The sequence below is a fragment of the Mesorhizobium sp. CA7 genome, from assembly GCF_020165015.1.
GTDB lineage: Bacteria > Pseudomonadota > Alphaproteobacteria > Rhizobiales > Rhizobiaceae > Mesorhizobium.
Window position 1 is genome coordinate 144,967 of the sequence record NZ_JAIUHH010000007.1, and the last position, 24,262, is coordinate 169,228.

Sequence of the window (24,262 nt, forward strand, 5' to 3'; positions counted from 1 at the left end):
AGCCGCCTCTCGCTGCCTCGCGTCGGCAATATTTTGTACATATCTTGTATATCTATATTGACGCATTGGCGACCCTCAACGTAGCGTTGAAGGGCTGGGGCCGAACCCCCTGCGCGCAACTCAATCTCACGGGAGGACTGCACGATGAAATTTCGAGCCAGATCGGCCGCCATTGGCCTGGCCTGCATCGCCTATGCCGCGATTGTTGGATCTGTGCTGCCGGCCACGGCGGAAACGACAAAGGAACGCGTCTTGAGAGGGGGCAGGATCGTGATCGGCATCCACAACCGCGCGCCATGGGGCTACAAGAAGGAAGAAACCGGCGAGTTGCTCGGCTGGCATCCGGAGCTGCTCAGAGCAGCGTTCGCCGACCTCGGCGTCAAGCAGATCGACTTCCAGGTCACCGAGTTCGGCGCGTTGATTCCTGGCTTGATGGCCGGGCGTTTCGATGCCGTGGCGTCCGGCTTGTCGATAACGCCGCCGCGGTGCCAGCAGGTCGCCTTCGGCGCTCCCGACCTGAGGCAGAACGACGCGGCGATCGTACTCGCCGGCAATCCCAAGGCGATCCATAGCTATGCGGATCTTGCCAAAAAATCCGATACCATCATGGGCGGCGGCCGCGGCAGCAACGTCATCCAGAACGCCATCGCCGAGGGCGTCCCTGCCGATCGCATCCTGCAGTTTCCCGACATCGAGACCAACATCGCGGCACTGCGCGCCGGCCGCATCGACGCCGCGGTGTTTTCTTCCCCGACGGTCATCGGGCTGCTGGCCGGCAAAAAGAACCCCGATCTGGAGCGCGCCAACCCATTCACGACCGACGAGAAGTCGATCAGCTACGTCGCGATCGCGTTCAGGAAGGATGATGGTGACCTGCGCGACCTTTACAATCAGGGGCTGGCCAAGGTCATGTCGAACGGCACGATTGCCACCATCATGGCGAAGTACGGATTCGGCCCCACGGAAAACGTGCCGCCAGGATTGACAACATCGCAGTTGTGCGGAGCCGCCAACTGATCGGGTCAGCAACGGGAAGCCGTCTAGCAATCAACAGGACCTAACGGCGCTGCGCCAGCCCGGGCGGCGCCTCCGCCCGCAGGCCCCCACATCACTATCGCCCAGGATCGCTGGATGGTTCGATGTCTTCGGGGATTTCTTGCCGCAAGCTCGGTCCCTTGGCCAGCCGCCTGCCAAGCGCGGAGACGAAGGCGTCATAACGCTCGCTTGCCTTGGCGCGCGCCGCCTGGGCCAGCGGTTCAGGCAAGGCCGGAGTGGTGGCAAGCCAGAAGCGGATGAAGACCGCGTGAGTCTCAACCGAAATGCCGACGTCGCGCTCTAGCCGCGCGATCCGGCGATCGATCCGGTCGAGACGTTTGGAGATCGCCGCCTCCCGTTGCGCGTCGGCATCCGGAGAGAGGAACGAGGCGATCGCCGCTTCAGCGATGAGCGACTGCGAGCGATCGCGCCGGGCGGCATAGTCGACCAGCGAGGCCATCACGGCAGGGTCGAGATAGACGGAAATTTGGACCTTCTTCTTTCTTGCTGTCACGACCTTCACAGCTCCATGCCGTCGTCCGGATCGAGCGCGATCTGACGCGCCACGCCCCGAGCAAGGCGAGCCATCCGGCTGCTGCTCGATGCGAGATCATCCGTCTCGTCAGGCGCTTCGATCTCGAATTCGTTGACGGGCGGCAGCTCCGCCGCAGCCGGGAGAAGTCGATCGAGCTCGGGCTGACGTCGCAATTCGGACTCGGTCGATTCCTCCTGAACTTTCGCCACGGCAGTTGCGGCTGCCGTACCAGATGGCGGGAGCGGCAACGGAAGCGCCGTCCAATCGTCAGGCTCCGGCTCGGCTCGAGGTGTGACAGCCGGTGGCGGCAGAATGCGCTCCCGCAACCGCGGGTCTTCGAAATAGCGCGCCTTCTTCGCCCGGATCGGCGGCGTGCCGGCCAACATGACGATCTCGTCGCCTGCCGGCAATTGCATGATCTCGCCGGGCGTCAGCAAAGGTCGCGCCGTCTCCGAGCGCGACACCATGAGATGACCGAGCCAGGGCGAGAGCCGGTGACCGGCATAGTTCTTCATCGCCTTCAGCTCGGTTGCCGTGCCCAAGGCATCGGAAACACGCTTGGCGGTCCGCTCGTCGTTGGTCGCAAAGCTGACGCGCGCATGACAGTTGTCCAGAATTGAATTGTTCGGCCCGTAGGCCTTCTCGATCTGGTTGAGGGACTGCGCGATCAGGAAGCTTTTCAACCCATAGCCGGCCATGAAAGCGAGCGCGGATTCGAAGAAGTCGAGCCGCCCGAGCGCCGGGAACTCGTCCAGCATCAGAAGCAATCGATGGCGATCCGTCCTGGCCTGCAGATCCTCGGTCAGACGGCGGCCGATCTGGTTGAGAATGAGACGGATCAGCGGCTTGGTACGGCTGATGTCGGAGGGTGGAACAACGAGATAGAGCGTCGCCGGACGAGGATCGGCGACCAGGTCGGCGATGCGCCAGCCGCATGCGCGCGTCACCTCCGCCACCACCGGATCGCGATAGAGCCCAAGGAAGGACATCGCGGTCGAGAGCACGCCGGAGCGTTCGTTGTCGGACTTGTTCAACAACTCACGGGCAGCGCTGGCGATGACCGGGTGCGGACCGCCCTCCCCCAGATGCGGCGTCGTCATCATCGCGGCCAAGGTCGATTCGATCGGCCGCTTGGGATCGGACAGGAAGGCGGCTACGCCGGCAAGCGTCTTGTCCGGTCCGGCATAGAGCACATGCAGGATCGCGCCGACCAGGAGCGCGTGGCTCGTCTTTTCCCAATGGTTGCGCCGTTCAAGCGAGCCTTCCGGATCGACAAGGATGTCGGCGATGTTTTGCACGTCACGGACTTCCCATTCACCGCGGCGAACCTCGAGCAAAGGGTTGTATGCATCCGACCTTGCATTGGTCGGATCAAACAGCAGCACCCGGCCGTGGCGGGCACGGAAGCCGGCGGTCAGACCCCAATTCTCGCCCTTGATGTCATGGACGATCGCCGAGCCAGGCCAGGTCAGCAGCGAAGGCACAACAAGCCCGACACCCTTTCCCGAACGCGTCGGCGCAAAGCAAAGCACATGCTCAGGCCCGTCGTGGCGCAGATAGTGAGTTCCATAGCGCCCCAGCACCACGCCGTCGGGGGCAAGCAGGCCTGCCGCCTGCACCTCGCTCCTTTCGGCCCAGCGCGCGGAGCCATAGGTCGCGACCTTCGTCGCCTCGCGAGCACGCCCCAGCGACATGCCGATCGCTACGGCGATCGCGATGAAGCCGCCCGAGGCGGCAATCAGACCGCCGCGCGCGAAGATGGCCGGTGCGTAGGCGTCGTAGAAATACCACCACCAGAAGATGGCGGGCGGATAATAGACTGGCATGCCGTCAATGACGAACCAAGGCGTTCCCAACCGTTCCTGGTAGCCCAGCTGCCAGGCCGACCATTGCGTCGAGGCCCAGATCGTGAGGAGCACGATCAGGAAGACCACGACAATCGGTCCCCAAAGGACTTTCGTTCCCGACATTCGCTTCTCCTTGTGCCGAGAGGTCAGCAAGGTTGGCGCGAGATTCAACAGCGGGCTCACGCCGATCGCGTCGTGTCGTACTGTCGGCAAGGAAGACAGGGAATCGGGAAGCCCAAGAGCCCGGGGCGCGAGCGAGGGCGCCGTCCTCTTGGACTGCGCATTTGATTAGCAGACGCCATACGCGAACGCGTATATATGATTTATATACGCATTTGCGTATACGGCACATCTATACGCGATCAGGTATATTGCATAACCATACGCGATCGCGTATATATAAGCTCCAGGAGACCGTCATGACCGACCAGATCGCTCGCAACGAAAAGCAACTCGGCGCCATTCTGCGTCGCGCCCGCAGGCAAGCCGATCTCACGCAAGAGATGCTTGGCAGCCAAATCCATCTGCGTCAGGCCACCGTGTCTCGCCTTGAAGCCGGCGAGCCGGCAGTGCAGCTCAGTACGTTGATGGCTGCGCTCTCCGCCCTCGACCTTGAACTCGTCGTTCGCCCGCGCAGCAAAAGCAGCGCGACCGAGATCGCGGACCTGTTCTGATGGCGCGGCGGCCGGCTCACACGCCGCTAAATGTCTTCGTGAACGGTCGGCTGGTGGGCGTGCTGCGCAGGCAATCCACCGGCGCCGTGGACTTTCAATATGCCCGCGAATGGCTGGACTGGCACGGTACCTTCCCTGTCTCGCTTTCGCTTCCCTTGCGGGAGGACCGCTATATCGGCGCGCCTGTAGTCAACGTCTTCGACAACCTGCTTCCCGACAATGACGCCATCCGCAAGCGGATTGCCGAACGTGTCGGCGCAGATGGCACCGACGCCTACAGCATGCTTGCCGCCCTCGGCCATGACTGCGTCGGCGCATTGCAATTCCTGCCTGATGGCGTCGATCCCGGCAGCCCTGGTAGCAGCGAAGGCAAGCCGGTCAGCAAAAAGGAGATTGCCGGGATAATCGCAAACCTCGCTGTCGCCCCGCTTGGCCTCGGCGAGGATGAGGATTTCCGCATCTCGATCGCCGGCGCCCAGGAAAAGACGGCGCTGCTACGCAAGGACGGACGCTGGTACAAGCCGGTCGGCACGGCGGCGACCACCCACATCCTGAAACCGCAGATCGGCAGGTTGCCGAATGGCATCGATCTCTCCAACAGCGTTGAGAACGAATATCTGTGCCTTAAGCTGATCGACGCGTTCGGCGTTCCCGCCGCCAGAACTGAGATCGCCGACTTCGGGGAGCGCCGTACGCTGATCGTCGAGCGGTTCGACCGGTTGTGGGCCAGGGATGGCCGTCTCATGCGCCTACCACAGGAGGATATGTGTCAAGCACTGTCGGTCCCGCCAACACGCAAGTACCAGTCAGAGGGCGGTCCCGGCATGCCGTCGATTATCGAGCTTCTTAAGGGCAGTGACAGGCCCGAAGACGACATCTCGCTGTTTTTGCGTGCTTGCATAATATTCTGGCTCATTGGCGCGACCGACGGTCACGCGAAGAACTTCAGCATTTTTCTCGGGCCCGGCGGGCGGTTTCGGATGACGCCGCTCTACGACGTGCTGACCGCGCAGCCCAGCCTTGATGCTGGACAGATCCCCCGCAAGAAATTCAAGCTGGCGATGTCTGCGGGCAACAGCCGGCATTATTCCATGCATGAAATTGTGCCCCGCCATTTCATGCAGACCGCAGACATTTCCGGCGTGGGGGCGCCCCTGATGCGCAAGATTTTCGAAGACATCGCCGCAAATGCCGAGAGGCGGATCGAGGCCGTGATTTCGTCGTTGCCACGTCACTTTCCCGCGCAGCTCGTCGAGTCGGTCAGGTCGGCGATAGTCAGGCGCGGGGCAATCCTCGTCGAGACACGCTGATCAAGCCGAGAGGGCGGCCCGACAAGAACTCAGGGCCACCCAACCGGACATTCGATAGCGACATACCCTGCGGCGCAGCTAAGACTGCCTGTTCTCGGTACACCGGATCGTATCTTCCCAAATCTCTTGGCGCAGCTTCGCCCCTTTCGCCAGACCGTCTCGCGCCGTGACGAAGGCCTCATAGCGTTCGCCCGCCTCCTGCACGCGCGCAGGCGCACAAGTTGACGGGCAAGCCGGCGCGACCGACAGTGCGGCCCGAGGTGCCGCCGAACGCCAAGTCTCCATGCCGCGATTGTGTCGCCGTCCAAGTCGTCAGCACCACGCTCAGGAAAACCGTGAGTATCTGCTCCCAAAGGATTTTCGCGACGGACATGGCAGGAGCCATCCTTTCAGCTGCTAGAGGCCTAGCCCGCGCTTGCGGGCAAAGCTCCAATCGACACCGCCGTCGCCGCGAACAACACCGGAGACGTGATTGCCGAGATGGCGTTCCAACGAAGGCGTCCAGGGCACGAGCTGGAACCCGAGGCCATCATCGATCATCGCGAAGCGGCCGGACGCAAGCGCAAAGCGCTGGCTGTAGGTACCGGACACGGACTCGCCAGGTGCGGCACGGTTGAACGAACGGCCGGTCTGGGCCGCGATCCTGCCGCCCAGCGCCTCGAGCTCCCTTCGGCGCAGGGTGTCGATCAAGTTGCGGGCAAAGACGGTCCCGCCCGGCCGCCGCTCCGCCAGCCCCAGTCCGACCAGGTGCTCGGCGCGCCGGTCAAGCGCCTGGCGCACCTCGGCGCCGAAGCCGCCGTCGGAAAGAGCCGCCGCGGGACGGGCAAGCGCCTGCCGGTCGAGCCAGGTCGCCCCCTCAGCAACCACCTGTCTGTCGATATCGAGGTCGGAGCGCACGGCAAGCGCCAGCCGCCGCCGACCCTGAGCGTCCTCGAATTTGCGCAGTTCGACGATCGCGCCCGGCGCAGCATCGCCCGCCGCCTCGAGATCGGCGAGCCGCACGTGATGGCAACGCCCGTCGATGCCATCGATGATTGCATAGGCACTGCCGCTCAGTTCGTCATCCAGTCCGCGCTCGATCAGACGGCCGCTAATCGTCTCGCCGATGTTCTCTGCGGCCAGCACGTAGCTGGCCCTCGCGCGTTCGATGTCGCGGGCCGAGAATGCGCGATGCAGGCGTTTGATGATATCGGCGCGCTCACCCATCTGGCGTAGCGTCGCCTCGGCTCTCTTGCTGACGATCCATTGGCCAGGACCGAGCTGTTCGGCGAGGCCGAGCATTTCCAGCCTGCGCAGCCGCCCGATCTTCGGCGCAATGAATTCATCAGGCTGGCGATCAGCATGTGGCGCGAGATCGATGACACCGCTTTCGCCTGTGTCGCGGAGCAACTGGCGGTCGAGCCCGGTCCACCGCTCGGCCTCGACCTGCCGCTCGACGTGCCGGCGGATCTCAAGATCCGACCGGGGGCCGAGCTCCTGCGTGACGAGGTCACTGGCGCGATCGCGCATGCCACGGCTGATGTAGTCGCGCGAGATGACCAGGTCCTGGCCGTCGTCGGCCCGGCCGCGCAGGATGACGTGGACATGGGGATTGTCGGTGTTCCAATGATCGACGGCGATCCAGTCGAGCGTCGTGCCGAGATCCTTCTGCACGCGACCCATGAGATCACGGGTGAAGGATTTCAGGTCGGCCATTTCGACGGCATCCTCGGGCGAGACGATGAAGCGGAAATGATGTCGATCGTCCTTGCAGCGATCGACGAAGTCCGTGGTCGACGCATCGTCGCCCTCCGGTCCGAACATGCGGGCTCTCGCGTCGTCGCGTGTGACCCCTTCGCGGCGCAGATAGTTGAGGTGGGTTGCCAGCGGCGCGCCGCGTTTCGAATGGCGAACCACGCGGGTCTTGATCGTGGCTAGGCGGGAGCGGCCGGTGAGGAAGCGATTGGCCTGAAGGCTCGCTGCCCTGCCGCGTCCGAACCGCGAACTGTTGCCTGTCCCGATCCGGCCTGAGCGCGACACGCCGCCGCCGGCCTTTTGCGCCGCCGCGAGCGCCTGTGCGATGAAGGGGCGCGACGATTGGGTTCGCGTCGAGCGAATGCGGCCCGGACGGATACGGAACTCGTGCTCATCGGGCACGGCACCTACCCTCACCTTGCCATAAGTACAGCAAATACAATGATTTGCCTGTTCCCAGCACATTGCGCTGAGGCGCCGCAGTGTGCGGGAAACGGCAAAATACCCAGCAAATACAACCAACCGACCGCAGCACAATGTGCGCCCTTTTATCTTGCCATCCTTCGGTTGTTGCCCCGTAGCCTATGCGCCTCAAAGCCTGCGACGTCCAAAGAGGCGCCGGCGCACGAGCTGACGGACACTTCGTCATCGCTGCGATGTCCGCAGGTCGGACCCGGTGAACAGTTGCCGCGGCAGCGAACCGGCCGCGAAAAGTTCGCGCGCCAACGGTGACGACGAGACCTCGACGGCAGCGTGTTCTCCGGACGAAAGACCGGACTCGGCTAGCTGACCGGACCGTCCTGTGAACAGCGGCGCGGCTTTCCATCTAGCGGCCTTGCTATTGCTGGCGGTGAGCGCGCCGGTCGCATCACCGCCGCCCGACAAAGGGCGAAGCTTCGCGACATAGGCGCGGGTTTCGGCCGGCAGCGGGCGGCCCTTTAAGGAAGCTTCGTAGCGCGCCGGCCCCGCATTGTAGGCAGCGAGAAACCCCGGTGAACCGTATCGATCATACAGCTCGCGAAGATAGGCGGTGCCGGCAAGGATGTTGTCGTGCGGATCGTAGGGATCGCGGCCGAGTTGGTGACGAAGACGCAGCTCGGCCCAGGTTTCAGGCATGATCTGCATCAGACCCACTGCACCCTTTCGCGATACGGCGCGTGGGTCGCGGGCGCTCTCGATGTGCATGACTGCCCGTATCCAGAGCTGAGGAATACGGAAGCGATGCGACGCCTCGGCGATATGCGCGGCATATGGATCGTCCGCGGGCATACGTGGCCCCGGGGCGCTCTGTGCGACGGCCTCCGTCATCGCGTGACAGAAAATCAGCATGCCAGCGATAAGCCAACGTGCTTGCCTCCGATCAGGCAACCAGCTGACGGGGCGGCTTTCGTTCGCATATTTCGGCGCCGATGGCGCACTCATCGAGCACGCTCCGGCCGCGATTTCGGCCGGATCCAGCGCAGCGACCAGGAACCGTCATCGGAGCGGAAGAGACCGGCGCGAAAGCGTCGGCCAAACAGCGGATCTTCCAATCGGCAGGACAGATAGTCGCCAGCCGTCTGCCCGGTTTCCTTCCAGGCCGCGCCGACCTCGGGGCCGCTGCCATCGCCGATATGGATGCGAAAATCCGGCGCATTGCCGTTGGACGTCCTGATCGGGACAAGCACCAGCGCGACGTCCACGAGCAGTGTTCGAATGCGTCCGGAGTAACCGGATTCCGTTTCATGGAAGACGCCGATCTCGGCCATGGACTATCTCCTTCGTTTTGTTGGCGGTGCTGAATTTCAGCTCGCGGGAGCAAGCCAGGTGAAGTGGCCATCGCCCCTCTCGTCGGTCCAAAGGGGCATCGCGCGTCCAACGATCGAGTCCATCGGGAACGGGCCGAAATAGCGGCCGTCGAGACTGTCCTGGACATTCCGGTTCATGACGAAGATTTCGGCGGCGACAATGGTGCGGCAGCCCTGCCAGTCGGGCAGCGCGCGCCCCTTGCTGTCGCGTTCCAGCGCGACGCCAACGGCAAGCCCGTTCACCGTGATAACGCCAGCAACGCAACAAACTTCCTGTCCAGGAAGCGCTTCGATGTGCTTCAGCATTGGCACGCCGAGCGGAAGGTAACCGCGTTCGGCGGCGAACCGAGCAACGGTCTCCGGCGGTTCGATGACGGCGAGCGCGCCGGCCGTTGGAACGGCCATTCTCCGGATCGCATAGAGCCCGAGGGGTGCGCTGGCCGATGCGTTCCATACCAGCAGCGGCGGCATTTCCACAGCAGCTGGAGCGACGATCGCGGCAACGGCCGCAAGCGTCACGGCCATGCAAGCGGCGCGGCTCATGATGTCGCTCGCTTGCGCAACAGAAAGGCCCGGTGCTGCTCGAGCGAATAGGCGCGCGGCGTTCCGCCGGCAACCAGCCGGTTGTGGGTCTGACGCCAATAGTCAGGGGCGGCATCGACCGGATCAAGGCCGATCGCCTCGATCGCATCGATCAGTTGAAGAACCCGCTCAACCTTGTCCCAGCCTGCGATCTTGAGCAGGATCTCGGCGCCTGGCCGGATGTAAGGCAGCGTCTGATAGGGTTCAGCGGGCAAGACGGCGCGCACGATGTCGATGCGCGAAACGACGGTGCCAAAGTCGTTCGCCGCCCAGCGGACGAACGCAAAGACACTGCCCGGCGCGAATTCCACGACGCGGCGCCGCTTGTCGATGATCGTCTGATCGGCAGGGCGTCCGAAGCGGATCCGGTGCTCGATCCGTTTCTCGATCCAGATCAGCTCCACAGTCGTGAGGCCGGCGCGCGGCGTCGATTGAGGAGACCGCGTCATGCGTCGCCTCCACCGCGGCGGCCGACAAATCGCGGCTTCTGCTCCCCGCCATCGATGCGCGGCTGCTCCGCAAGAAAGTTAGATTGAGAGTTAGACTCCAAGTTAAGAGCGCGATTTTTCGTTTCGGGTCCGTTCCTTAAGGCCGATCGCGGTTCCCGAAAGCACGAGGAAGCGGTTCCCGATGGCACGATAGCTCGGGTTCCCGATGGCACGATCCTGTCAACAGGCGTCGGCGCCGGTTCGAAAGCCAACAACACACGGCCGCTGGCTTCGACCTCCGTGAACAGCAGATATCCCGGCAAAGGCTGGCGACGCACGATGTCACGCAGCTCGAAGGCGAAGCGCTTGAGCGGCGAGAGACTGCCGGATTTCCGATGCAGGTGGCTGATGTCGAAACGCCAGCCGGCGCGCTGGCGCCCGCCATGCTTTCGCACCAGGCGATAGAGCCAACGCTCCAGGCCGCCGGTCAGCCCGAAATAGGCCCGGTCTATCGTCAGGATCAGCGCGTCGTCCATGACAGCGCGATAGAACCAATCGGGCAGGATCATTTCGACGCCAAGCGGGCGGCCGTCTCGGCCGGAGCGCTCCTGCCATTCATTGATCCACGAGAAGCGATGGCGCCGGCCCTCGGGGTTGGCGGATGGAGGTGACGACGCTTGTCGACTGCAGGCGATCGAGCGCTGCCTTGAGGCGCAGATAGTCTCGCTTGGAGACGCCGCGGCCGATGAAGGTAAGCATCTCGTATGGCGTCGCAGCCATCAGGCGCGATGTGCGCAACCCGGCGTCCCGCGCGCTGACGATCTGGCTCGCGGCCCAGATCAGGATATCGGCATCCCAGATCGTCGCCATGCCGTGATCGGGCATCGCTTCGACACGGATCGCCACCTCGCCGGCGCGAAAGTCGATCGGCGCGATGCGCCTGGTCTTGGCGAGAGAGAAGAAGGGATAGGCCATGAGGTCCTGCGCATCGCGTGGCGCGACCACGCCCGGCAGCGCCTGGAACAGGTCGAGCTGTTCGCGCTCCAACGGTTGACGTGGTCGTGCCGACAAGGGGGAAATCAGCGGGCTCAGCGCCTTTCGCGCCCGGCATAGGGGATCAGGCGGGCGGCCTGAGGCTTGGCGGGCAGCACCGAGCCATGCGGATCGGATGTCGATGTCATCGCGCCGCGCTGAACCCAGAGCTGGAGGTCGTCGACTGCGTAGACGACGCGGCCGCCGAGTTTGCGATAGGCAGGCCCGGTGCCGTAGGTGCGATGTTTCTCAAGCGTGCGCGCCGAGAGACTGAGGAAATGCGCGGCTTCAGAAGTGCGCAGGTAGCGCGGCGGCAGTGGCGCGGCGTCGGCGTTCATGAGGTTTCTCCTTCCGGCCGTTGCGGTTGAACGGCGATCGATGGCCAGGATGGAGGAGCAAGGGCACGATGATCAGGTGCGCAATTGAGGGGCGCTATTTCGCACCGCTGAGAGACCTTAGGCGGTGGCTCGGGCGCGTGCGTCGATCGGAGGTATCGCGCATCAAGCCGCGCACCCGGTAACCGGAACCTCGGTCAGATACCGGCGCCGCGGAACGTTTCCGCGCCATCAGGAGACGCCCCGCCCGGTGCCGGGCGGGGCGTCTTCCAGGTCACTCGCTATTGCGGCGGTTGGGTCGGGACCAGATGAGGCTGTGGCCCTCGCCTTCCTCGTCGGCGAAGAGGTTGGCGTAGATGGGAGCGGTGAAGCTCGGATCGTCTAGCTTGAGCCCGAGATAATCGCGGCCCTCGTTGGAGCGCTTGGACCAGGCGGCGCCGATCTCGGCCTTGCCGACCACCACGCGGTGGCTTGGAGCGTTCTCGCCGCTGGCCCGGGTGTCGGGGACGATGCGCACGCCCTTGGCCTGGACGCTGAGGGTGACGATCTCGCCGGTGAACTCGTTCGCATTGGTCTTCTTGAAGCTGCCGATGGTAGCCATTTTCAGTCTCCGTTCTTGTTTCCGAGCCCGCACCATGCGGCCTCGATGGCGATCGTGAGGCCGGAGGCGACCGCTGCCGCATCGCTTGCGACCGCAGCAAAGCGCAGGATGGCGCAGGCGCGCGTTTCTTGGTTGCGAGGAATGGGCTTCGCCCAGGGGAAGAAACGCGCGTCGCGCCATTGCGGCATAGGCGATCAAGGCTTCCGCCGTCCTTCGGCCAGATCAGCCCGTCCGAGAGGTCGTTTGGTGCCCGCCGTGAAATGGAAGACGGGACGATGCGATCATCTGCGGGTAAATGACCTGATGTGGACCATTTCGCCGGTGCTGATGTCACCAGGGCCTGACATGTGCTGCATCAGAGCCTGATCCATCTGGCGATCGCGCATGGGATCGGCCTCGGCTTCGCGTGATGACTGGTAATGCCGTTGCTGGATGCTATCGAAGCTGGTCCAGACACGCGCTCCAAGTACCGGCTTTTGCTATTGAGCGGCCGTATATTGCGGACGTCTCGTTGCGGCCGATAACGGAACGTCCTCTTCGGACAATTAGGCTAGGTCCCCGGCATCGACGGCAGTTGTAATCCTGTTTGCAGGTCGGGTCATTTGACTCGTTGGTGGCGGGGGGCGGTAAACCCGTGCAGGTTCTGCATGAGCCTTCAGTCCGGCGCCCGTTGCGACCATTGGCCTCCTCCCGGAACGCAAGGCAGTTCCTTCCGTTGGATGAATTGGCGTTGGCAGCTGCCGACGTCAATCGACCAGGCAACAGGAGGAATTTCACAATGATCCGCAAGATACTAGCTGCGGCCGCGACGGCAGCTCTCATGTCGACGGCGCTCTGCACGGCGGGTGCTCACGCCGCAAATCCCAGCAACCCCGCTACCCAGACGGAGGTTGTTGCCGCGGTCACCGATGGCAAGCTCGTCTCCAAGATCATGGGAGCCGCGGTCTATGACAGTACCGCCGACGACGCGACGAAGATAGGCGATGTCAATGACATCGTCCTGGACAAGGACGGGAACGCCAAGCTCGTCGTCATTGGCGTCGGCGGATTCCTTGGCGTGGGGGAAAAGAACGTAGCCTATGATTTCAGCAAGCTTCAATGGGTCAACAAGAAGGGCGATCGCTGGTTAGTCGCAAAGACGACGAAGGATGAGCTCAAAGCTCAACCCAATTTTGATACGAAGGCTTATGATACCGCGGCAGCACCCACGGCGCAGACGACTAACGGCCAAGCGGCTAACGGCAAAACCGATACGACTTCGACAGCCTCGATCGACAAGTCGTCCCTGACCGAAATGCCGTCAGACAAAATCAGTGCGGCAAATCTGATCGGAACCAACGTCTATGGCGCAGATGATGCGAAGGTCGGCGAGATCGGCGACGTCATCCTGACTGGTGACAAGAAGGTCGACGCAATAATCGTTGATGTAGGCGGCTTTCTGGGCATTGGCGAAAAGAAGGTCGCGGTCGCTATGGAGAACCTCAAGTTCATGACCGACAAGAACGGCAACCGTTACCTCTACACGAACTTCACCAAGGACCAGTTGGAGGCGCAGACTGCCTACGACAAGGCCACTTACGCCCAAAACCGGGACAAGCAGCGCATCATCGTCAACAAGTAAAAAATCATCGCGCAGCGCTCGCCCGTGGCGGGCGCTTCGACTGGAAAACGCAGGAGCGGACTTGAAACTAGCCGACGAGGTCCGTCATAGCTCTGAAGATATCAGCGACCTGGTCCTGTCCGATGTCGTGTCTGCACTTCATCGACGAGTTAAGGTCAGCCACGAGTTCGATATTCCCTACATTGCTGGGTACAGCACGGATGCAAGGACGATTTACATCGACCGACATCTGCCGCGCACCATCAGGTGGAGAGGCAAGGACGTGCGGCTCGAACCATTTCTGGTGTGCCACGAAATTGTTGAAAAAGCTCTCTTGGACGAGTTGCGGCTTCATTATCTGCACGCCCACCAAATTGCCTCGCGCATCGAAAGAGATGCGGTGAGAGGGGCTGGCCTGACCTGGCGGCACTACCAAAGCGTCATCAAGGGGCACGAGAAAGCGATCGATGAAGAACAGCTTCAGTGCGTGCCAGGGGAGTTAGATCTCACGCCTTACAAGGACCTGAAGGATTACCCATTGCTCCGACGGCTGGTCGAAGCATCGCAGTAGCTCGTTGCGCGGGATGGTCCAAGGCACACAGACAGCGGAGATTGAAGCAGGCACACTGTCAAATTTTCTCGCCATTGGAACTTCCCGACGCACTGCTGGTTCGCCTGCATAGGGACGACTGAGGCCCATTCCGACCTGTGCATTCTGCAGGCAGAGCGCCTCGCCAACAGGAGACGGCCATGAAACATCAGACACTGGAAGAACTACATGAGGTCGCGGAAGTCGAAGTATCCTTTCCGGCTATGACGCGAGGGCAGCGTTTGGAACATTGGGCCATTCTGCTCGAGCGAAATCCCGAGCGGCGCCTCGCCGCTTTCCCTGGGACGGAATACATGACCTTGGACGTGCGTGACAAGGCGCGGTCCCTGGACTCCGCGCTCAGCGTCGCTTTCGCTGATCCGATATTGCGCGCGCAAGGATTGAAGAACGATACCTATGGCGAAGCGAAACGCTTTTTCGAGCTTACGGATTGGCAGTTGCACGCTATCGTCTGCCATTGCCATGTCGGCGGGACCATGAAAGCCGGATGGGCTGCCGTTCAAGTTCGGTCTGCCATCGGCATGGAAGGGAAGCTTTTCAGCAGACTACGTGAAGCGATTGCTCATTGGCCGGTATTTCGCATTTTGACCCATGCGAGGGAGTAACGTCTCCTCGGAAAGCTGAAAAGGCAGCGTGCGAAAAGTCCAGCAGATGCATTTGGGGCCAACATCGCTAATTATGAGAATACGGGCGAGTGTCGCCCGTATTCTTTTTGCATCCGGTGGCCGCGATCACTCTCCTCAAAGGTAAACCGACCAACGGTGTCCACCGAGGTTCGGCACTAGGTGCGATCAGTCGGCCTGATTTTTCAGCAATTCCTGATTTTCACCAACCTATGTGAAGTTCATAAGAAAGCTCAAGGGGGCCTAACCGGCTCTTCACCATAATGACAACGGCTTCGGAACCTTCATGATCGCAGCGGACTTCTCGGCTTCATCATGAATTCGAATGAAGGGGCCCTTGCATGAAAGTCACCGCAGCAGGAATCGACCGCATCAAGATCGGCAATGCGGACGCAAGCGGCCAGGGCGCGCATTTCGTCGTCTGGCTTTATCTTCAGGTTGATGAAGGCGGCACACAGACCGGCCAGGAACTGGTGGTATCGGTGCCATATGATGCGCGGATGACATTCGATGAACTCGCCACCCAGGCTTTCGAGAAGGCGCACGCCATGCTTCGCGCCTGCTGTGAGATCGATGAGACCATGTGGTGGAAGCAGTTCAACCGCAGCCTGGCGCCGCTGCCCGAATGGACGCCCGGCGCTCAATAGTTGGTCGGCGGCGAACCAGGCGTGGGGACTGACAGGACGCCGAACCCTAGCAATGCGGATGGGGATCCACTTCGCATCGGGTGCTTCAGGCGCATGACGAACCTCCAGCATGTCACCCGGGATGTCCGCGTTTGGGCAGAAGCTAAGTTTATCTCAATGGCCGAGATGAAGGCGCAAAGCTCCCGTTCACTTCAGAATCGTATGCCTGGGCCTGCAGGCAACGCGTGGACCAGGCGGCGCCGGAGCGGTCTCACGAATGAGGCGTCGCGCACGAAGCAATTGGCGATAGCCGCGCTCGACCATCTTCAAGCCGTCGCGCACTAAGCGAAGCGTCTGATACCGAAAAGCCGAGTCGTGCCAGTCGGCGGTGCTGAGCAGTCGCCGACCGAACAAGGCGATCGCGACTTCAAAATGGGATGCATGCTCTTCCCGGCCATCGAGGCATCGCAGCATGTGGCCAAGGCGCCGGCGCTGCGCCGCGGTCAAGCGGGCGTCGGGAAGGTGCTGCCTGTGAGCAATTGTGAATGCGCTCGACAAGGCTGGAATTGAAGTACTGCCCGATAATGGAATTCTGTTGCGAAAGAGCAGTTGATCGCGGCTTCACCGCTGAAACCCGGTATCAGGCGCCGAAGCCGTCCGGCCGAAGCCGAACGGGCTGGCTACCTGTTACTCGCCGTTGCGGCGGTTGGGGCGGGACCAGATGAGGCTGTGGCCCTCGCCTTCCTCGTCGGCGAAGAGGTTGGCGTAGATGGGAGCGGTGAAGCTCGGGTCGTCGAGCTTGAGCCCGAGATAATCGCGGCCCTCGTTGGAGCGCTTGGACCAGGCGGCGCCGATCTCGGCCTTGCCGACCACGACACGGTGGCTTGGAGCGTTCTCGCCGCTGGCCCGGGTGTCGGGGACGATGCGCACGCCCTTGGCCTGGACGCTGAGGGTGACGATCTCGCCGGTGAACTCGTTCGCATTGGTCTTCTTGAAGCTGCCGATGGTAGCCATTTTCAGTCTCCGTTCTCGTTTCCGAGCCCGCACCATGCGGCCTCGATGGCGATCATGAGGCCGGAGGCGACCGCTGCCGCATCGCTTGCGACCGCAGCAAAGCGCAGGACGGCGCAGGCGCGCGTTTCTTGGTTGCGCGAGGAATGGCTTCGCCCAGAGGAAGAAACGCGCGACGCGCCATTGCGGCATAGGCTGTCGAGACTTCAGCCGTCCTTCGGCCAGATCAGTCCGTTCGAGAGGTCGTTGGTGCCCGCCGTGAAATGGAGAGACGGGGACGATTGGATCATCTGCGCCGAAAGGATGATGTGGGACCGTTTCGCCGTGCAGATGTTACCGGGGCCCGACATGTGCAGCATCAGAGCCTGGATCCATCTGGCGCTCGCGGATGGGATCGGCCTCGGCTTCGCGTGATGACCGGTAATGCCGTTGCTGGATGCTATCGAAGCTGGTCCAGACACGCGCTCCAAATACCGGCTTTTGCTATTGAGCGCCCCTGTATAGCGGACATGTCATATGGGGCCGACGCCAGACGGTCTCGCCTTGCTGGTGGCCTTGAGAAAGCGGACCGGCTTATTGCCTGGCTCATGGCTTGCGGCTTCTCCGGCGGAGGAGACGGACGGCTCCAACGTTCTCCAGGTGAAGCCACCGAACATGCTCAATCATTTACTTCGAAAGCCATGTGCAGACCCAAGTTGGCCTTCGACTGCAGTTCCTGGAAGCGACGGCCGGCCAAACGATGTCGGAACTTTCTTGGGGCGAAGTGGTTAGTTTTCTTTGGGGGCAATGGGACGTGCGTTCACTTGAAAATCGAAAACCACGAATCCTCGTGATCGAGGACGACCTCTTCATCGCAATGGATCTCGAGTACATGGTCGGCGAGTGCGGCTGCGTGCCTGTCGGGCCGGTCTCCAACGTCGAGGCAGGGCTGTTGGCAGTGCGGCAGAACAACCTTGACGGCGCGGTCCTCGACGTGAACCTCGGCGATGAGCGCGTCTGGCCGGTCGCCGATCTGCTTCACGAGCATGGCGTTCCTTTCATCCTCGCGACCGGTTATTCCAGGGTGGAAGTGCCCGAGCGCTTCAAAGAGTGCCAGGTTCTGCACAAACCGCTGACGGAGGCCGCTCTCTTTGCTGCGCTCGACGCGCTCGGTCTCGCGCGGCGATGAGAGGGCCTCAGCGATTTTTATCGCGATCCATCAACATGGCCTTCGCAGGCGCGACTATAACGCAGCGGTAGCCAGCGGAGGGAAACTCATGCTGGCAGGTGCCACGAAGTTCGTGCTGGGTAGACCGCGAGACGAAGTTGAGGCCGAAACCATTGCTCTTCGGCGGCGCAACGGGCGGCCCGCCACTTTCCGCCCATTCGATCCTCAGCTCGTCGCCGTCGGTCGTGACCCGAGTCCAGTTCAGCGAAACGCGTCCCGCCCCGGTGGACCACGCGCCGTACTTCGACGCGTTCGTGGCGAGCTCATGCAGGATCACCCCGAGCCCGACCACGACCTGAGGCTTCAGGTGGACCTCGGGTCCTTGGAGGCTCAGCCCGTCGAGCCCCTCGCCCACGAAGGGGGACAGGACGGCGCCGACAAGGTCATGCAGCCTGGCGCCCTTCCAGTCGCCGCGCGAGAGGATGTCGTGCGACGCGGCCATCGCGTGTAGCTGGCCTGTGAGCACCTTGTATATCTCATCCTTCGTCTCTGTGTGTTGGGCCGCCTGACGGATCATGGACTGCACACTGGCCAGATTGTTCTTCACCCGATGGTTCAGCTCGGACACCATGTCCGAGAGCCGCTCTTCAGACCGCTTGCGCGCGGTGATGTCGATGAATGTGAGAACAGCACCCTGAATCACGTCGTTCTCGTCGCGATAGGGCAGCATGCGCATGATGAGCGTCTGGGGCTCGCCGTTTTGCGCCTCGACCTCCTTCTCAATCTGCTCCCCACTGCGGATGACTTCCGCCACCTGCTCCTTCAGGGATCCGAGCTCGACGCGGCCGGCGAGTTCGTCCAGCGGCCGCCCCATGTCGTGGTCGCGCAGCCGGAAGAGCGGCTTGGCGGGCGGGGTGAAGTTGCGGATGCGAAACTCCGCATCGAGAAAGAGCATCGCTATACGGGTGTTGGAGAAAAGGTTTTTCAGGTCGCTGTTGGCGCGGCTCTGCTCCTCGACCCGCGTCGAAAGTTCATTGTTGACCGTGCGAAGCTCCTCATTGATCGATTGCAGTTCCTCCTTTGAGGTTTCCAGTTCCTCGTTCGAGGACTGCAGTTCTTCGTTTACCGACGAGAGTTCTTCGTTAGAGGCGCGAAGTTCCTCGTTCGAGGTTTCCAACTCCTCCAGCGTGCTCTGCAGCCGTTCCTTCGTCGTCTGAAGCTCCAGCTCCAGTGCACGCACGAGTTCCTCGTCGCCTCCTCGCTGCCTTGCCCGCTCGGTGGTCTGCGCCATCGCGGCGGCTCCCGCCTGAAAGACGACGAGACAACGGCGTTCGCTCGCGTCGGCCCCGGTCAGCGGCTCCACGATCAGCGTGAGGTAACGGCGCTCGTCGTCATGGCCCACGATTAGATCGTCGCGCACGAACCGCTCGCCCGAGGTCAGCACCTTCGCGACGGCCGCCTTGATGTCCACGGCCAGTTCGGTGCGCGCCATCGCGGCCAGGTTCGCCTTCGGCCGGCCGCGCGGCAGCTCGAGGAAACCGCCGGTGCCCGTCGAAGCATCGAGGATCTCGAAATCGCCATCGACGATAACATAGGCTGGCGTATAGCGCTCAAGCAGTTTTTGCGCAGTGCGGAATGCCGGATCGGTTACGGCAGGTTTCGTGGCCGCATCCTGCCGTTGCATCTCCTGACGATTCTTGCCGTCACCGCCGGCGATAGGAAATTCGGGCAGCCGCGCGGTCTCGCCCATCCGGCGGAAGATACGGTGCTTCCGGTCGAATTCACCGAAGAGCTTGTCATGCCCCGCGTTCTCGGCAGGGCCGAGGAACAGGAAGCCACCGGGCCGGAGCGCGTAATGGAACACCGGCATCAGCCGCTCCTGCAATCCCGGGTTCATGTAGATCAGCACATTCCGGCATGAGAGCAGGTCGATGCGCGAGAACGGTGGATCGCGCAGCAGGTTGTGCTGGGCGAACAGGCACATCTCGCGCAATAGCGGACGGATGGTGTAGTGGCCATCCTCCTTCTCGAAGAACCGCTCCAGCCGCTCCTCGTTGACATCGGCGGCGATGCTGTGCGGATAGCGGCCGATACGGGCGAAATGCAGGGCGGCCTCGTCGATATCGCTGCCGAAGATTTTCACCTCCGGCGGGCTCTCCATCCGCGCCCGGGCCTCCTGAAACAGGATCGCCAAGCTGTAGGCCTCCTCGCCTGTGGCGCAACCCGCAACCCAGACGCGCACCTCGTCGTCCTCGGTCTTTTTCTCCATGATCGGGCCGAGTACCTTCGCGGCCAGCGCCGCGAACAAGTCGGTATCGCGGAAAAACTGGGTGACCCCGATCAGCAGATCGCGGAACAGGCGCTCGGGCTCCCGGCGGTCGTTGCGCATCAGGTCGACGTAAGCGGACAGCGTGTCGATGCCCTGCATCTGCATTCGCCGGCGGATGCGCCGGTCGATCGTGCTCGACTTGTAGTCGGTGAAATCATGACCGGTGGCGCGGCGAAGCACATCACAGATCTCGCGCCTTTCGCCATCTTCGACCTCGACATCGCGCGTGATGGGCTTGCGCCGTACGAGGAAGTCGGCGAAGAGCCCGGGCATGTCGGCGACGTCGGCCTCGCGATCGACGAGGCCAGTGCGCGTGGCGCTCAGCAGCATGCTGTCGTATTCGGCCGTCTGAAGTGTCTGGGTCAGCGTCAGCCCGCCCGCCTCCTTCACCGCCTTGAGGCCGAGAGTCCCGTCTGTGCCCGCCCCTGACAGAAGCGCGCAGCCGCTATGCTCCCCCTGGTCCTCAGCGAGCGAGACAAGGAAGGCGTCGATGCTGGTGCGCCGCGCGAGCGGGTCGCCGTCCTGCGCTGGCCGCAGCACGCCCTCTCGGATCGTCATCACTTGCCCCGGCGCGATCAGATAGATCCTGTCAGCTTCGATGCGCGTGTCGTGCGTAACCTCCTCCACTGGTAAGTCTGCCTTGCGCGCAAGAATGCTCGCGAGTTCGCTCGGCCGATCCGGCGCCATGTGCTGGATAAGCACCCAGGCGATGCCGCTGTCCGCCGGTATGTTGCTGACAAGGTTCTGCAGAGCGGCCACGCCTCCGGCCGATGATCCGATCCCCACGATGGGGGGCGTGTTGTTCGTCGCTTTCCCTTCAGCGTTATCGTCGGCAGGCCTGTCGCCGTCCTTGAGGAGTGCCCCTGCCATGTTCTTGCCGTCCTTGTTGGCGTCGTTTCTAGCCTATAGATGTTTCCCTTCGGCTGCGACCCCCCGGCCCGACAGCGGCTGTCGGCCAGCACCTCGTGCACGGACGGGGTTTCCGCGGCGAAGGCTGTCTCCCGGACCGGGAAACAGTCGCCCCGCGGGCGGCCTGGCCAAACTCCTGGCAATAAGTGGACAAGGCGGCGGGGGGAAGCCTCAGGAGCGGCGCCGTCGCGCGCGAAGCAATTGGCGATGGCCGCGCTCGACCATCTTCAGGCCGTCGCGCACGAGACGATGCGTCTGATATCGAAAAGCCGAGTCGTGCCAGTCGGCGGTGCGCCGCAGTCAACCGCGCGTCGGGAACGTGTTGCCTGTGGATCGAGCCGATGAACCGCTCGATGACCTGCAGCCGGTCGTGTGCCACCGTCGAACGGAATGATGGCGGTAAGCGGTTCGCTTGGCTTGGCTTCGCCAAAAAGCGCCAGTTGCATGCCGCCCGACCGCATATGAAGGCCGACCTAGTGACGCCGGCTTAGGTCCAGCGGTATGTCGAAGGCGCTGTCCTCCCGCGTTCTCTCGCTACAATCAAGCGATCCTAGGCGAGCTTGCGCAATCACCGGCAGGAGACGCCTCACCCGGTACCGGGCGAGGCGTCTACCGATTCACTCGCCGTTGCGGCGGTTGGGGCGGGACCAGATGAGGCTATGGCCCTCGCCTTCCTCGTCGGCGAAGAGGTTGGCGTAGATGGGAGCGGTGAAGCTCGGGTCGTCGAGCTTGAGCCCGAGATAATCGCGGCCCTCGTTGGAGCGCTTGGACCAGGCGGCGCCGATCTCGGCCTTGCCGACCACGACACGGTGGCTTGGAGCGTTCTCGCCGCTGGCCCGGGTGTCGGGGACGATGCGCACGCCCTTGGCCTGGACGCTGAGGGTGACGATCTCGCCGGTGAACTCGTTCGCATTGGTCTTCTTGAAGCTGCCGATGGTAGCCATTTTCAGTCTCCGTTCTCGTTTCCGAGCCCGCACCATGCGGCCTCGATGGCGATCGTGAGCCCGGAGGCGACCGCTGCCGCATCGCTTGCGACCGCAGCACAGCGCAGGACGGCGCAGGCGCGCGTTTCTTGGTTTCGCGAGGAATGGGCTTCGCCCAGGGGAAGAAACCCGCGTCGCGCCATTGCGGCATAGGCGGTCGAGGCTTCAGCCGTCCTTCGGCCAGATCAGCCCGTTCGAGAGGTCGTCGGTGCGCACTGAAAAATGCATCACGGAGACGATAGCGTCATCTGCGACGAAAAGAGATGATGTGGACCGTCTCGCCGGTGCTGATGTTGCCGCGGCCTGACATGTGCTGCATCAGAGCCTGGATCCATCTGGCGATCGCGGACGGGATCGGGATTCGCCTTCGCGTGCACGACCGGATAATGCTGACTGCTCTCGAAGCTGGTCCAGACACGCGCTCCAATGGCGGCCTTTGCGCTGGAGCGGCCGTATGCTGCGGACGTCTCACTTGGGCCGACAGCGGACCGGCAGTCTGCAGAGGGACAGTGAGGATCAGTCATGGATGAGCGGGCTTGCTATCTCGAAAGCACTTACAACCAGCTTGGGCGAGCCTTGCTGCGCTCCAGATTGTCACTCGTAAACGCCACTCGCCGCAATGAGGCGCACCAGCTCCGCCTGCCGCCGCGTCTCCGTCTTTTCGAACACGTGCTGCAGGTGGGTGCGCACCGTGGTCAGGCTGATGCCGAGCTCGTCTGCGGCCGCCTGAAGTCCTTCGCCGCGGGCGACTGCAATGGCCACGGCGGCCTCGGCCGGGGTCAGCCGATAGAGATTGCGCACCTGGGCCTGCATGGTCCGCGGCGCGCTGTCCGGATCGGCCACGAACACGATTGCGGCGGGGCGGCCGGTCACGAACCAAGTCGACTCGATCTTCAGCGGCGCCACCAACACGCTCAGCGGTCGCCGCGGCGCCGGCCGCGCCAGCGCCATCACGCCGCCCGCGGTGTCCGACCGCTCCGCAGCCGCGACGATCAACCGTTGAAATTGCGCGGCATCCGAGCGCCTGGTTGCGCGCAGCGCCGATTTCTCTGTCTTGATTCCATCGGCTTCACTGAGCAGCGCTTCGGCCGTTCGGTTGGCGAACAGGATCTCGCCGCTTGCCGCCACGATCAGCACGCCTTGGGCGATGCGGTCGAGCGCCTCGACATTGGCACTCCTGGCGATCTCCGAACGCGAGAGGCGCAATCCCACGCTCGCCGCGCGAACCAGATGCGGCCCGACGCGGCGCAGCCGCTCGAGATGCTCGGGCTCGAACTCGCCGGCTGTCCTGGCGCGTCCGCAGGTGAACACGACGCGCATGTCCGGTTCGTTGGCCAGCACGACCCCGATCGGGTGGCACATGTCGCCGGGTCGGCAGAAGTCGTTATAGAACTCGGAGCGCTGGTAGACTTCGCGCGGCACGAGGTCCCACACCGGAATCAACGCGCCGGCGCGCAGCTTGGCGATACGCGGCAGGAACACATTGGTCTTGTGGTAATACTGTGCGTAGGTGAGGTCCGCCTCGGGCGGCATGCGCACCGAACTCGCTTCGCTGCGCAACGTCCTTGCGTTCTGGAACGTCAGCTTGGTGGCAGCGCCTTCGAGGAAATCCGACAGCGTCTCGAGAACCTGCGGCCAGCGGCCGGGTTCGACCGCCGCATCGTAGATCTGCCCGACCATGCCGTCGAAGTCGTGCATGCGTGCCGGATTCACCGCTCCCTCACCTGAAGGGATCTGCAGTTTGCCGGAAGCCGGCTTCACTGACAACCATTCCCCGGCGCATCTCGTATGTTCATACGAGGCGACCGCCTGAGGCCAGCGTGTAGCTATCGTGACGCCATCAAGCTTCACTCCAACCCCATGTGGCGAAGATGCAAATGCGGGCAGCACCTGGCACTCAGACCGATTGGAACGGTACGCACTACGAAACGCTTCTGACGGCGCGCGAGACCGGCGGCAAGCTCGGGGCATTTGCATCCGATGCTGGTCCGGGCGACGGACCGCCACGCCATCGCCATCTCGAGGCCGACGAAATATTCGTCATTCTCCAAGGGCGGCTGCGCTTCTGGCGCGCCGGGGAAATTTCCGAGCGTACCACCGGGGCAGTGTTCTACATTCCCGCTGGCGTCGAGCACACATTCGTCGTCGTTGAGCGTGCGCGATGGATCGCCATCCTGTCCCCGGGTGGTCTCGAGAGCTTTTTCCCGGCGGTTGCCGCGCAGGGACTGGAAATTCCGCGCGACCTTGTGGCAATCAAGGCCGTCGCGGCCCAGTTCGATATGGAGATTACCGGGCCACCCCTCACGATCGCTGGGCCATAACCGCACTGGGCGTGTCACCGCATTTGGCTTCATCGGATCGCGAGGCAGCACCGGTCGAGATTATTGCCCGAAGACGGTGATGCCTGAGTTCGATCGTTGGCTCACGCTGCTTCGGGTCAGACTTGCAACGAACGAGCCCTGCCCTGGCGCTCTCCGCTTAGCTGAGCAGCAGAGCTGACCTCAACGGCCGCAAGGCAGCGCAA

General features: G+C 62.9%; 25 protein-coding genes and 1 pseudogene. 9 read left to right on the top strand and 17 right to left on the bottom strand.

Going from position 1 to position 24,262, the window contains the following annotated elements; genetic code table 11:
* The first annotated feature begins 144 nt into the window (after window positions 1–144).
* Window positions 145–1,017, top strand: a complete 873-nt coding sequence (gene ehuB, locus LB552_RS15860; RefSeq protein WP_224608046.1) for an ectoine/hydroxyectoine ABC transporter substrate-binding protein EhuB — start codon at window positions 145–147, stop codon at window positions 1,015–1,017.
* 94 nt (window positions 1,018–1,111) lie between these two features.
* Here ehuB and LB552_RS15865 read toward each other — a convergent pair whose 3' ends face one another.
* On the bottom strand, window positions 1,112–1,549 hold the full coding sequence (locus tag LB552_RS15865) for a CopG family transcriptional regulator (RefSeq protein WP_224608049.1): 438 nt from the start codon (window positions 1,547–1,549) through the stop codon (window positions 1,112–1,114).
* 5 nt (window positions 1,550–1,554) lie between these two features.
* Entirely contained in the window at window positions 1,555–3,540 is a 1,986-nt protein-coding gene (locus tag LB552_RS15870; protein ID WP_224608052.1) for a conjugal transfer protein TraG, read from the bottom strand.
* A 296-nt stretch (window positions 3,541–3,836) separates the two neighbouring features.
* On the opposite strand from LB552_RS15870, the gene LB552_RS15875 reads away from it, so the two are divergent.
* Both LB552_RS15875 and LB552_RS15880 read left to right on the top strand, forming a co-directional pair.
* Window positions 3,837–4,091, top strand: a complete 255-nt coding sequence (locus tag LB552_RS15875; protein WP_224608055.1) for a helix-turn-helix domain-containing protein — start codon at window positions 3,837–3,839, stop codon at window positions 4,089–4,091.
* Window positions 4,091–5,401, top strand: a complete 1,311-nt coding sequence (locus tag LB552_RS15880; protein ID WP_224608058.1) for a type II toxin-antitoxin system HipA family toxin — start codon at window positions 4,091–4,093, stop codon at window positions 5,399–5,401. Before LB552_RS15875 ends, LB552_RS15880 begins: the two co-directional genes overlap by 1 nt.
* A 396-nt stretch (window positions 5,402–5,797) precedes the next feature.
* Here the strand turns inward: LB552_RS15880 and LB552_RS15890 are convergent, their stop codons facing one another.
* The 9 genes and pseudogenes from LB552_RS15890 to LB552_RS15930 form a co-directional block, all read right to left on the bottom strand.
* Window positions 5,798–7,537, bottom strand: a complete 1,740-nt coding sequence (locus LB552_RS15890; protein ID WP_224608061.1) for a relaxase/mobilization nuclease domain-containing protein — start codon at window positions 7,535–7,537, stop codon at window positions 5,798–5,800.
* Between the two features lie 243 nt (window positions 7,538–7,780).
* Window positions 7,781–8,557 carry a lytic transglycosylase domain-containing protein gene (locus tag LB552_RS15895; RefSeq protein WP_224608064.1) on the bottom strand — a complete coding sequence of 259 codons (777 nt, stop codon included), beginning with the start codon at window positions 8,555–8,557 and terminating at the stop codon, window positions 7,781–7,783.
* Window positions 8,554–8,883 carry a DUF736 domain-containing protein gene (locus tag LB552_RS15900; protein WP_224608067.1) on the bottom strand — a complete coding sequence of 110 codons (330 nt, stop codon included), beginning with the start codon at window positions 8,881–8,883 and terminating at the stop codon, window positions 8,554–8,556. Before LB552_RS15900 ends, LB552_RS15895 begins: the two co-directional genes overlap by 4 nt.
* Window positions 8,884–8,919: 36 nt before the next feature.
* Window positions 8,920–9,465, bottom strand: coding sequence for a S26 family signal peptidase (locus LB552_RS15905; RefSeq protein WP_224608070.1), 546 nt, complete (start codon window positions 9,463–9,465; stop codon window positions 8,920–8,922).
* Complete coding sequence (locus LB552_RS15910) at window positions 9,462–9,953, bottom strand: DUF2840 domain-containing protein (protein ID WP_224608073.1); 492 nt, start codon at window positions 9,951–9,953, stop codon at window positions 9,462–9,464. The genes LB552_RS15905 and LB552_RS15910 overlap by 4 nt, the downstream gene beginning before the upstream one ends.
* A pseudogene (locus tag LB552_RS15915) lies at window positions 9,950–11,003 on the bottom strand (replication initiator protein A). Before LB552_RS15915 ends, LB552_RS15910 begins: the two are co-directional and overlap by 4 nt.
* Before the next feature lie 17 nt (window positions 11,004–11,020).
* Complete coding sequence (locus tag LB552_RS15920) at window positions 11,021–11,302, bottom strand: helix-turn-helix transcriptional regulator (RefSeq protein ID WP_041002472.1); 282 nt, start codon at window positions 11,300–11,302, stop codon at window positions 11,021–11,023.
* A gap of 271 nt (window positions 11,303–11,573) precedes the next feature.
* The gene (locus LB552_RS15925) at window positions 11,574–11,900 is read right to left on the bottom strand and encodes a DUF736 domain-containing protein (protein ID WP_224560579.1); all 327 of its coding nucleotides are present in this window, start codon (window positions 11,898–11,900) and stop codon (window positions 11,574–11,576) included.
* 2 nt (window positions 11,901–11,902) lie between these two features.
* A complete protein-coding gene (locus LB552_RS15930) occupies window positions 11,903–12,088 on the bottom strand; it encodes a hypothetical protein (RefSeq protein WP_224608077.1) in 186 nt (61 codons plus the stop codon).
* Window positions 12,089–12,678: 590 nt separating this feature from the next.
* Between LB552_RS15930 and LB552_RS15935 the strand changes: the two genes are divergently transcribed.
* The 4 genes from LB552_RS15935 to LB552_RS15950 all read left to right on the top strand — a co-directional run bounded on the left by LB552_RS15935 (window position 12,679) and on the right by LB552_RS15950 (window position 15,380).
* Window positions 12,679–13,521, top strand: a complete 843-nt coding sequence (locus LB552_RS15935; protein ID WP_318011914.1) for a PRC-barrel domain-containing protein — start codon at window positions 12,679–12,681, stop codon at window positions 13,519–13,521.
* A gap of 61 nt (window positions 13,522–13,582) precedes the next feature.
* On the top strand, window positions 13,583–14,071 hold the full coding sequence (locus LB552_RS15940; RefSeq protein WP_224532374.1) for a hypothetical protein: 489 nt from the start codon (window positions 13,583–13,585) through the stop codon (window positions 14,069–14,071).
* A gap of 179 nt (window positions 14,072–14,250) precedes the next feature.
* Window positions 14,251–14,715, top strand: a complete 465-nt coding sequence (locus LB552_RS15945; RefSeq protein ID WP_224608080.1) for a hypothetical protein — start codon at window positions 14,251–14,253, stop codon at window positions 14,713–14,715.
* Between the two features lie 359 nt (window positions 14,716–15,074).
* Entirely contained in the window at window positions 15,075–15,380 is a 306-nt protein-coding gene (locus LB552_RS15950; protein WP_224532376.1) for a hypothetical protein, read from the top strand.
* 186 nt (window positions 15,381–15,566) lie between these two features.
* On the opposite strand, the gene LB552_RS15955 is transcribed toward LB552_RS15950, so the two are convergent.
* Both LB552_RS15955 and LB552_RS15960 read right to left on the bottom strand, forming a co-directional pair.
* Window positions 15,567–15,917: a DUF2285 domain-containing protein gene (locus LB552_RS15955; protein WP_224608083.1), complete on the bottom strand. Its 351-nt coding sequence runs from the start codon at window positions 15,915–15,917 to the stop codon at window positions 15,567–15,569.
* Window positions 15,918–16,046: 129 nt separating this feature from the next.
* Window positions 16,047–16,373, bottom strand: coding sequence for a DUF736 domain-containing protein (locus LB552_RS15960; RefSeq protein ID WP_224608085.1), 327 nt, complete (start codon window positions 16,371–16,373; stop codon window positions 16,047–16,049).
* A gap of 679 nt (window positions 16,374–17,052) precedes the next feature.
* On the opposite strand from LB552_RS15960, the gene LB552_RS15965 reads away from it, so the two are divergent.
* Window positions 17,053–17,538: a response regulator gene (locus LB552_RS15965; protein WP_224532377.1), complete on the top strand. Its 486-nt coding sequence runs from the start codon at window positions 17,053–17,055 to the stop codon at window positions 17,536–17,538.
* A 7-nt stretch (window positions 17,539–17,545) separates the two neighbouring features.
* On the opposite strand, the gene LB552_RS15970 is transcribed toward LB552_RS15965, so the two are convergent.
* The 4 genes from LB552_RS15970 to LB552_RS29790 all read right to left on the bottom strand — a co-directional run bounded on the left by LB552_RS15970 (window position 17,546) and on the right by LB552_RS29790 (window position 23,451).
* Window positions 17,546–20,716: a CheR family methyltransferase gene (locus LB552_RS15970; RefSeq protein ID WP_224608088.1), complete on the bottom strand. Its 3,171-nt coding sequence runs from the start codon at window positions 20,714–20,716 to the stop codon at window positions 17,546–17,548.
* A 210-nt stretch (window positions 20,717–20,926) separates the two neighbouring features.
* On the bottom strand, window positions 20,927–21,055 hold the full coding sequence (locus LB552_RS29880) for a DNA -binding domain-containing protein (protein WP_224608191.1): 129 nt from the start codon (window positions 21,053–21,055) through the stop codon (window positions 20,927–20,929).
* 317 nt (window positions 21,056–21,372) lie between these two features.
* Entirely contained in the window at window positions 21,373–21,699 is a 327-nt protein-coding gene (locus LB552_RS15980) for a DUF736 domain-containing protein (RefSeq protein ID WP_224608085.1), read from the bottom strand.
* Window positions 21,700–22,332: 633 nt separating this feature from the next.
* Window positions 22,333–23,451: a helix-turn-helix transcriptional regulator gene (locus LB552_RS29790; protein WP_224608091.1), complete on the bottom strand. Its 1,119-nt coding sequence runs from the start codon at window positions 23,449–23,451 to the stop codon at window positions 22,333–22,335.
* 158 nt (window positions 23,452–23,609) lie between these two features.
* Between LB552_RS29790 and LB552_RS15990 the strand changes: the two genes are divergently transcribed.
* Complete coding sequence (locus LB552_RS15990; RefSeq protein ID WP_224608094.1) at window positions 23,610–24,059, top strand: cupin domain-containing protein; 450 nt, start codon at window positions 23,610–23,612, stop codon at window positions 24,057–24,059.
* Window positions 24,060–24,262: the final 203 nt, after the last annotated feature.

Excerpts from the sequence above, each read along its gene's own strand:
- LB552_RS15960 (WP_224608085.1), bottom strand. The coding sequence starts at position 16,373 with ATGGCTACCATCGGCAGCTTCAAGAAGACCAATGCGAACGAGTTCACC.
- LB552_RS15935 (WP_318011914.1), top strand. The coding sequence starts at position 12,679 with ATGATCCGCAAGATACTAGCTGCGGCCGCGACGGCAGCTCTCATGTCG.
- LB552_RS15910 (WP_224608073.1), bottom strand. The coding sequence starts at position 9,953 with ATGACGCGGTCTCCTCAATCGACGCCGCGCGCCGGCCTCACGACTGTG.
- LB552_RS15900 (WP_224608067.1), bottom strand. The coding sequence starts at position 8,883 with ATGGCCGAGATCGGCGTCTTCCATGAAACGGAATCCGGTTACTCCGGA.
- LB552_RS15950 (WP_224532376.1), top strand. The coding sequence starts at position 15,075 with ATGAAAGTCACCGCAGCAGGAATCGACCGCATCAAGATCGGCAATGCG.
- LB552_RS15870 (WP_224608052.1), bottom strand. The coding sequence starts at position 3,540 with ATGTCGGGAACGAAAGTCCTTTGGGGACCGATTGTCGTGGTCTTCCTG.
- LB552_RS15945 (WP_224608080.1), top strand. The coding sequence starts at position 14,251 with ATGAAACATCAGACACTGGAAGAACTACATGAGGTCGCGGAAGTCGAA.
- LB552_RS15920 (WP_041002472.1), bottom strand. The coding sequence starts at position 11,302 with ATGAACGCCGACGCCGCGCCACTGCCGCCGCGCTACCTGCGCACTTCT.
- LB552_RS15880 (WP_224608058.1), top strand. The coding sequence starts at position 4,091 with ATGGCGCGGCGGCCGGCTCACACGCCGCTAAATGTCTTCGTGAACGGT.
- ehuB (WP_224608046.1), top strand. The coding sequence starts at position 145 with ATGAAATTTCGAGCCAGATCGGCCGCCATTGGCCTGGCCTGCATCGCC.
- LB552_RS15905 (WP_224608070.1), bottom strand. The coding sequence starts at position 9,465 with ATGAGCCGCGCCGCTTGCATGGCCGTGACGCTTGCGGCCGTTGCCGCG.
- LB552_RS15990 (WP_224608094.1), top strand. The coding sequence starts at position 23,610 with ATGCAAATGCGGGCAGCACCTGGCACTCAGACCGATTGGAACGGTACG.
- LB552_RS15875 (WP_224608055.1), top strand. The coding sequence starts at position 3,837 with ATGACCGACCAGATCGCTCGCAACGAAAAGCAACTCGGCGCCATTCTG.
- LB552_RS15925 (WP_224560579.1), bottom strand. The coding sequence starts at position 11,900 with ATGGCTACCATCGGCAGCTTCAAGAAGACCAATGCGAACGAGTTCACC.
- LB552_RS15980 (WP_224608085.1), bottom strand. The coding sequence starts at position 21,699 with ATGGCTACCATCGGCAGCTTCAAGAAGACCAATGCGAACGAGTTCACC.
- LB552_RS15930 (WP_224608077.1), bottom strand. The coding sequence starts at position 12,088 with ATGCCGCAATGGCGCGACGCGCGTTTCTTCCCCTGGGCGAAGCCCATT.
- LB552_RS15895 (WP_224608064.1), bottom strand. The coding sequence starts at position 8,557 with ATGAGTGCGCCATCGGCGCCGAAATATGCGAACGAAAGCCGCCCCGTC.
- LB552_RS15970 (WP_224608088.1), bottom strand. The coding sequence starts at position 20,716 with ATGGCAGGGGCACTCCTCAAGGACGGCGACAGGCCTGCCGACGATAAC.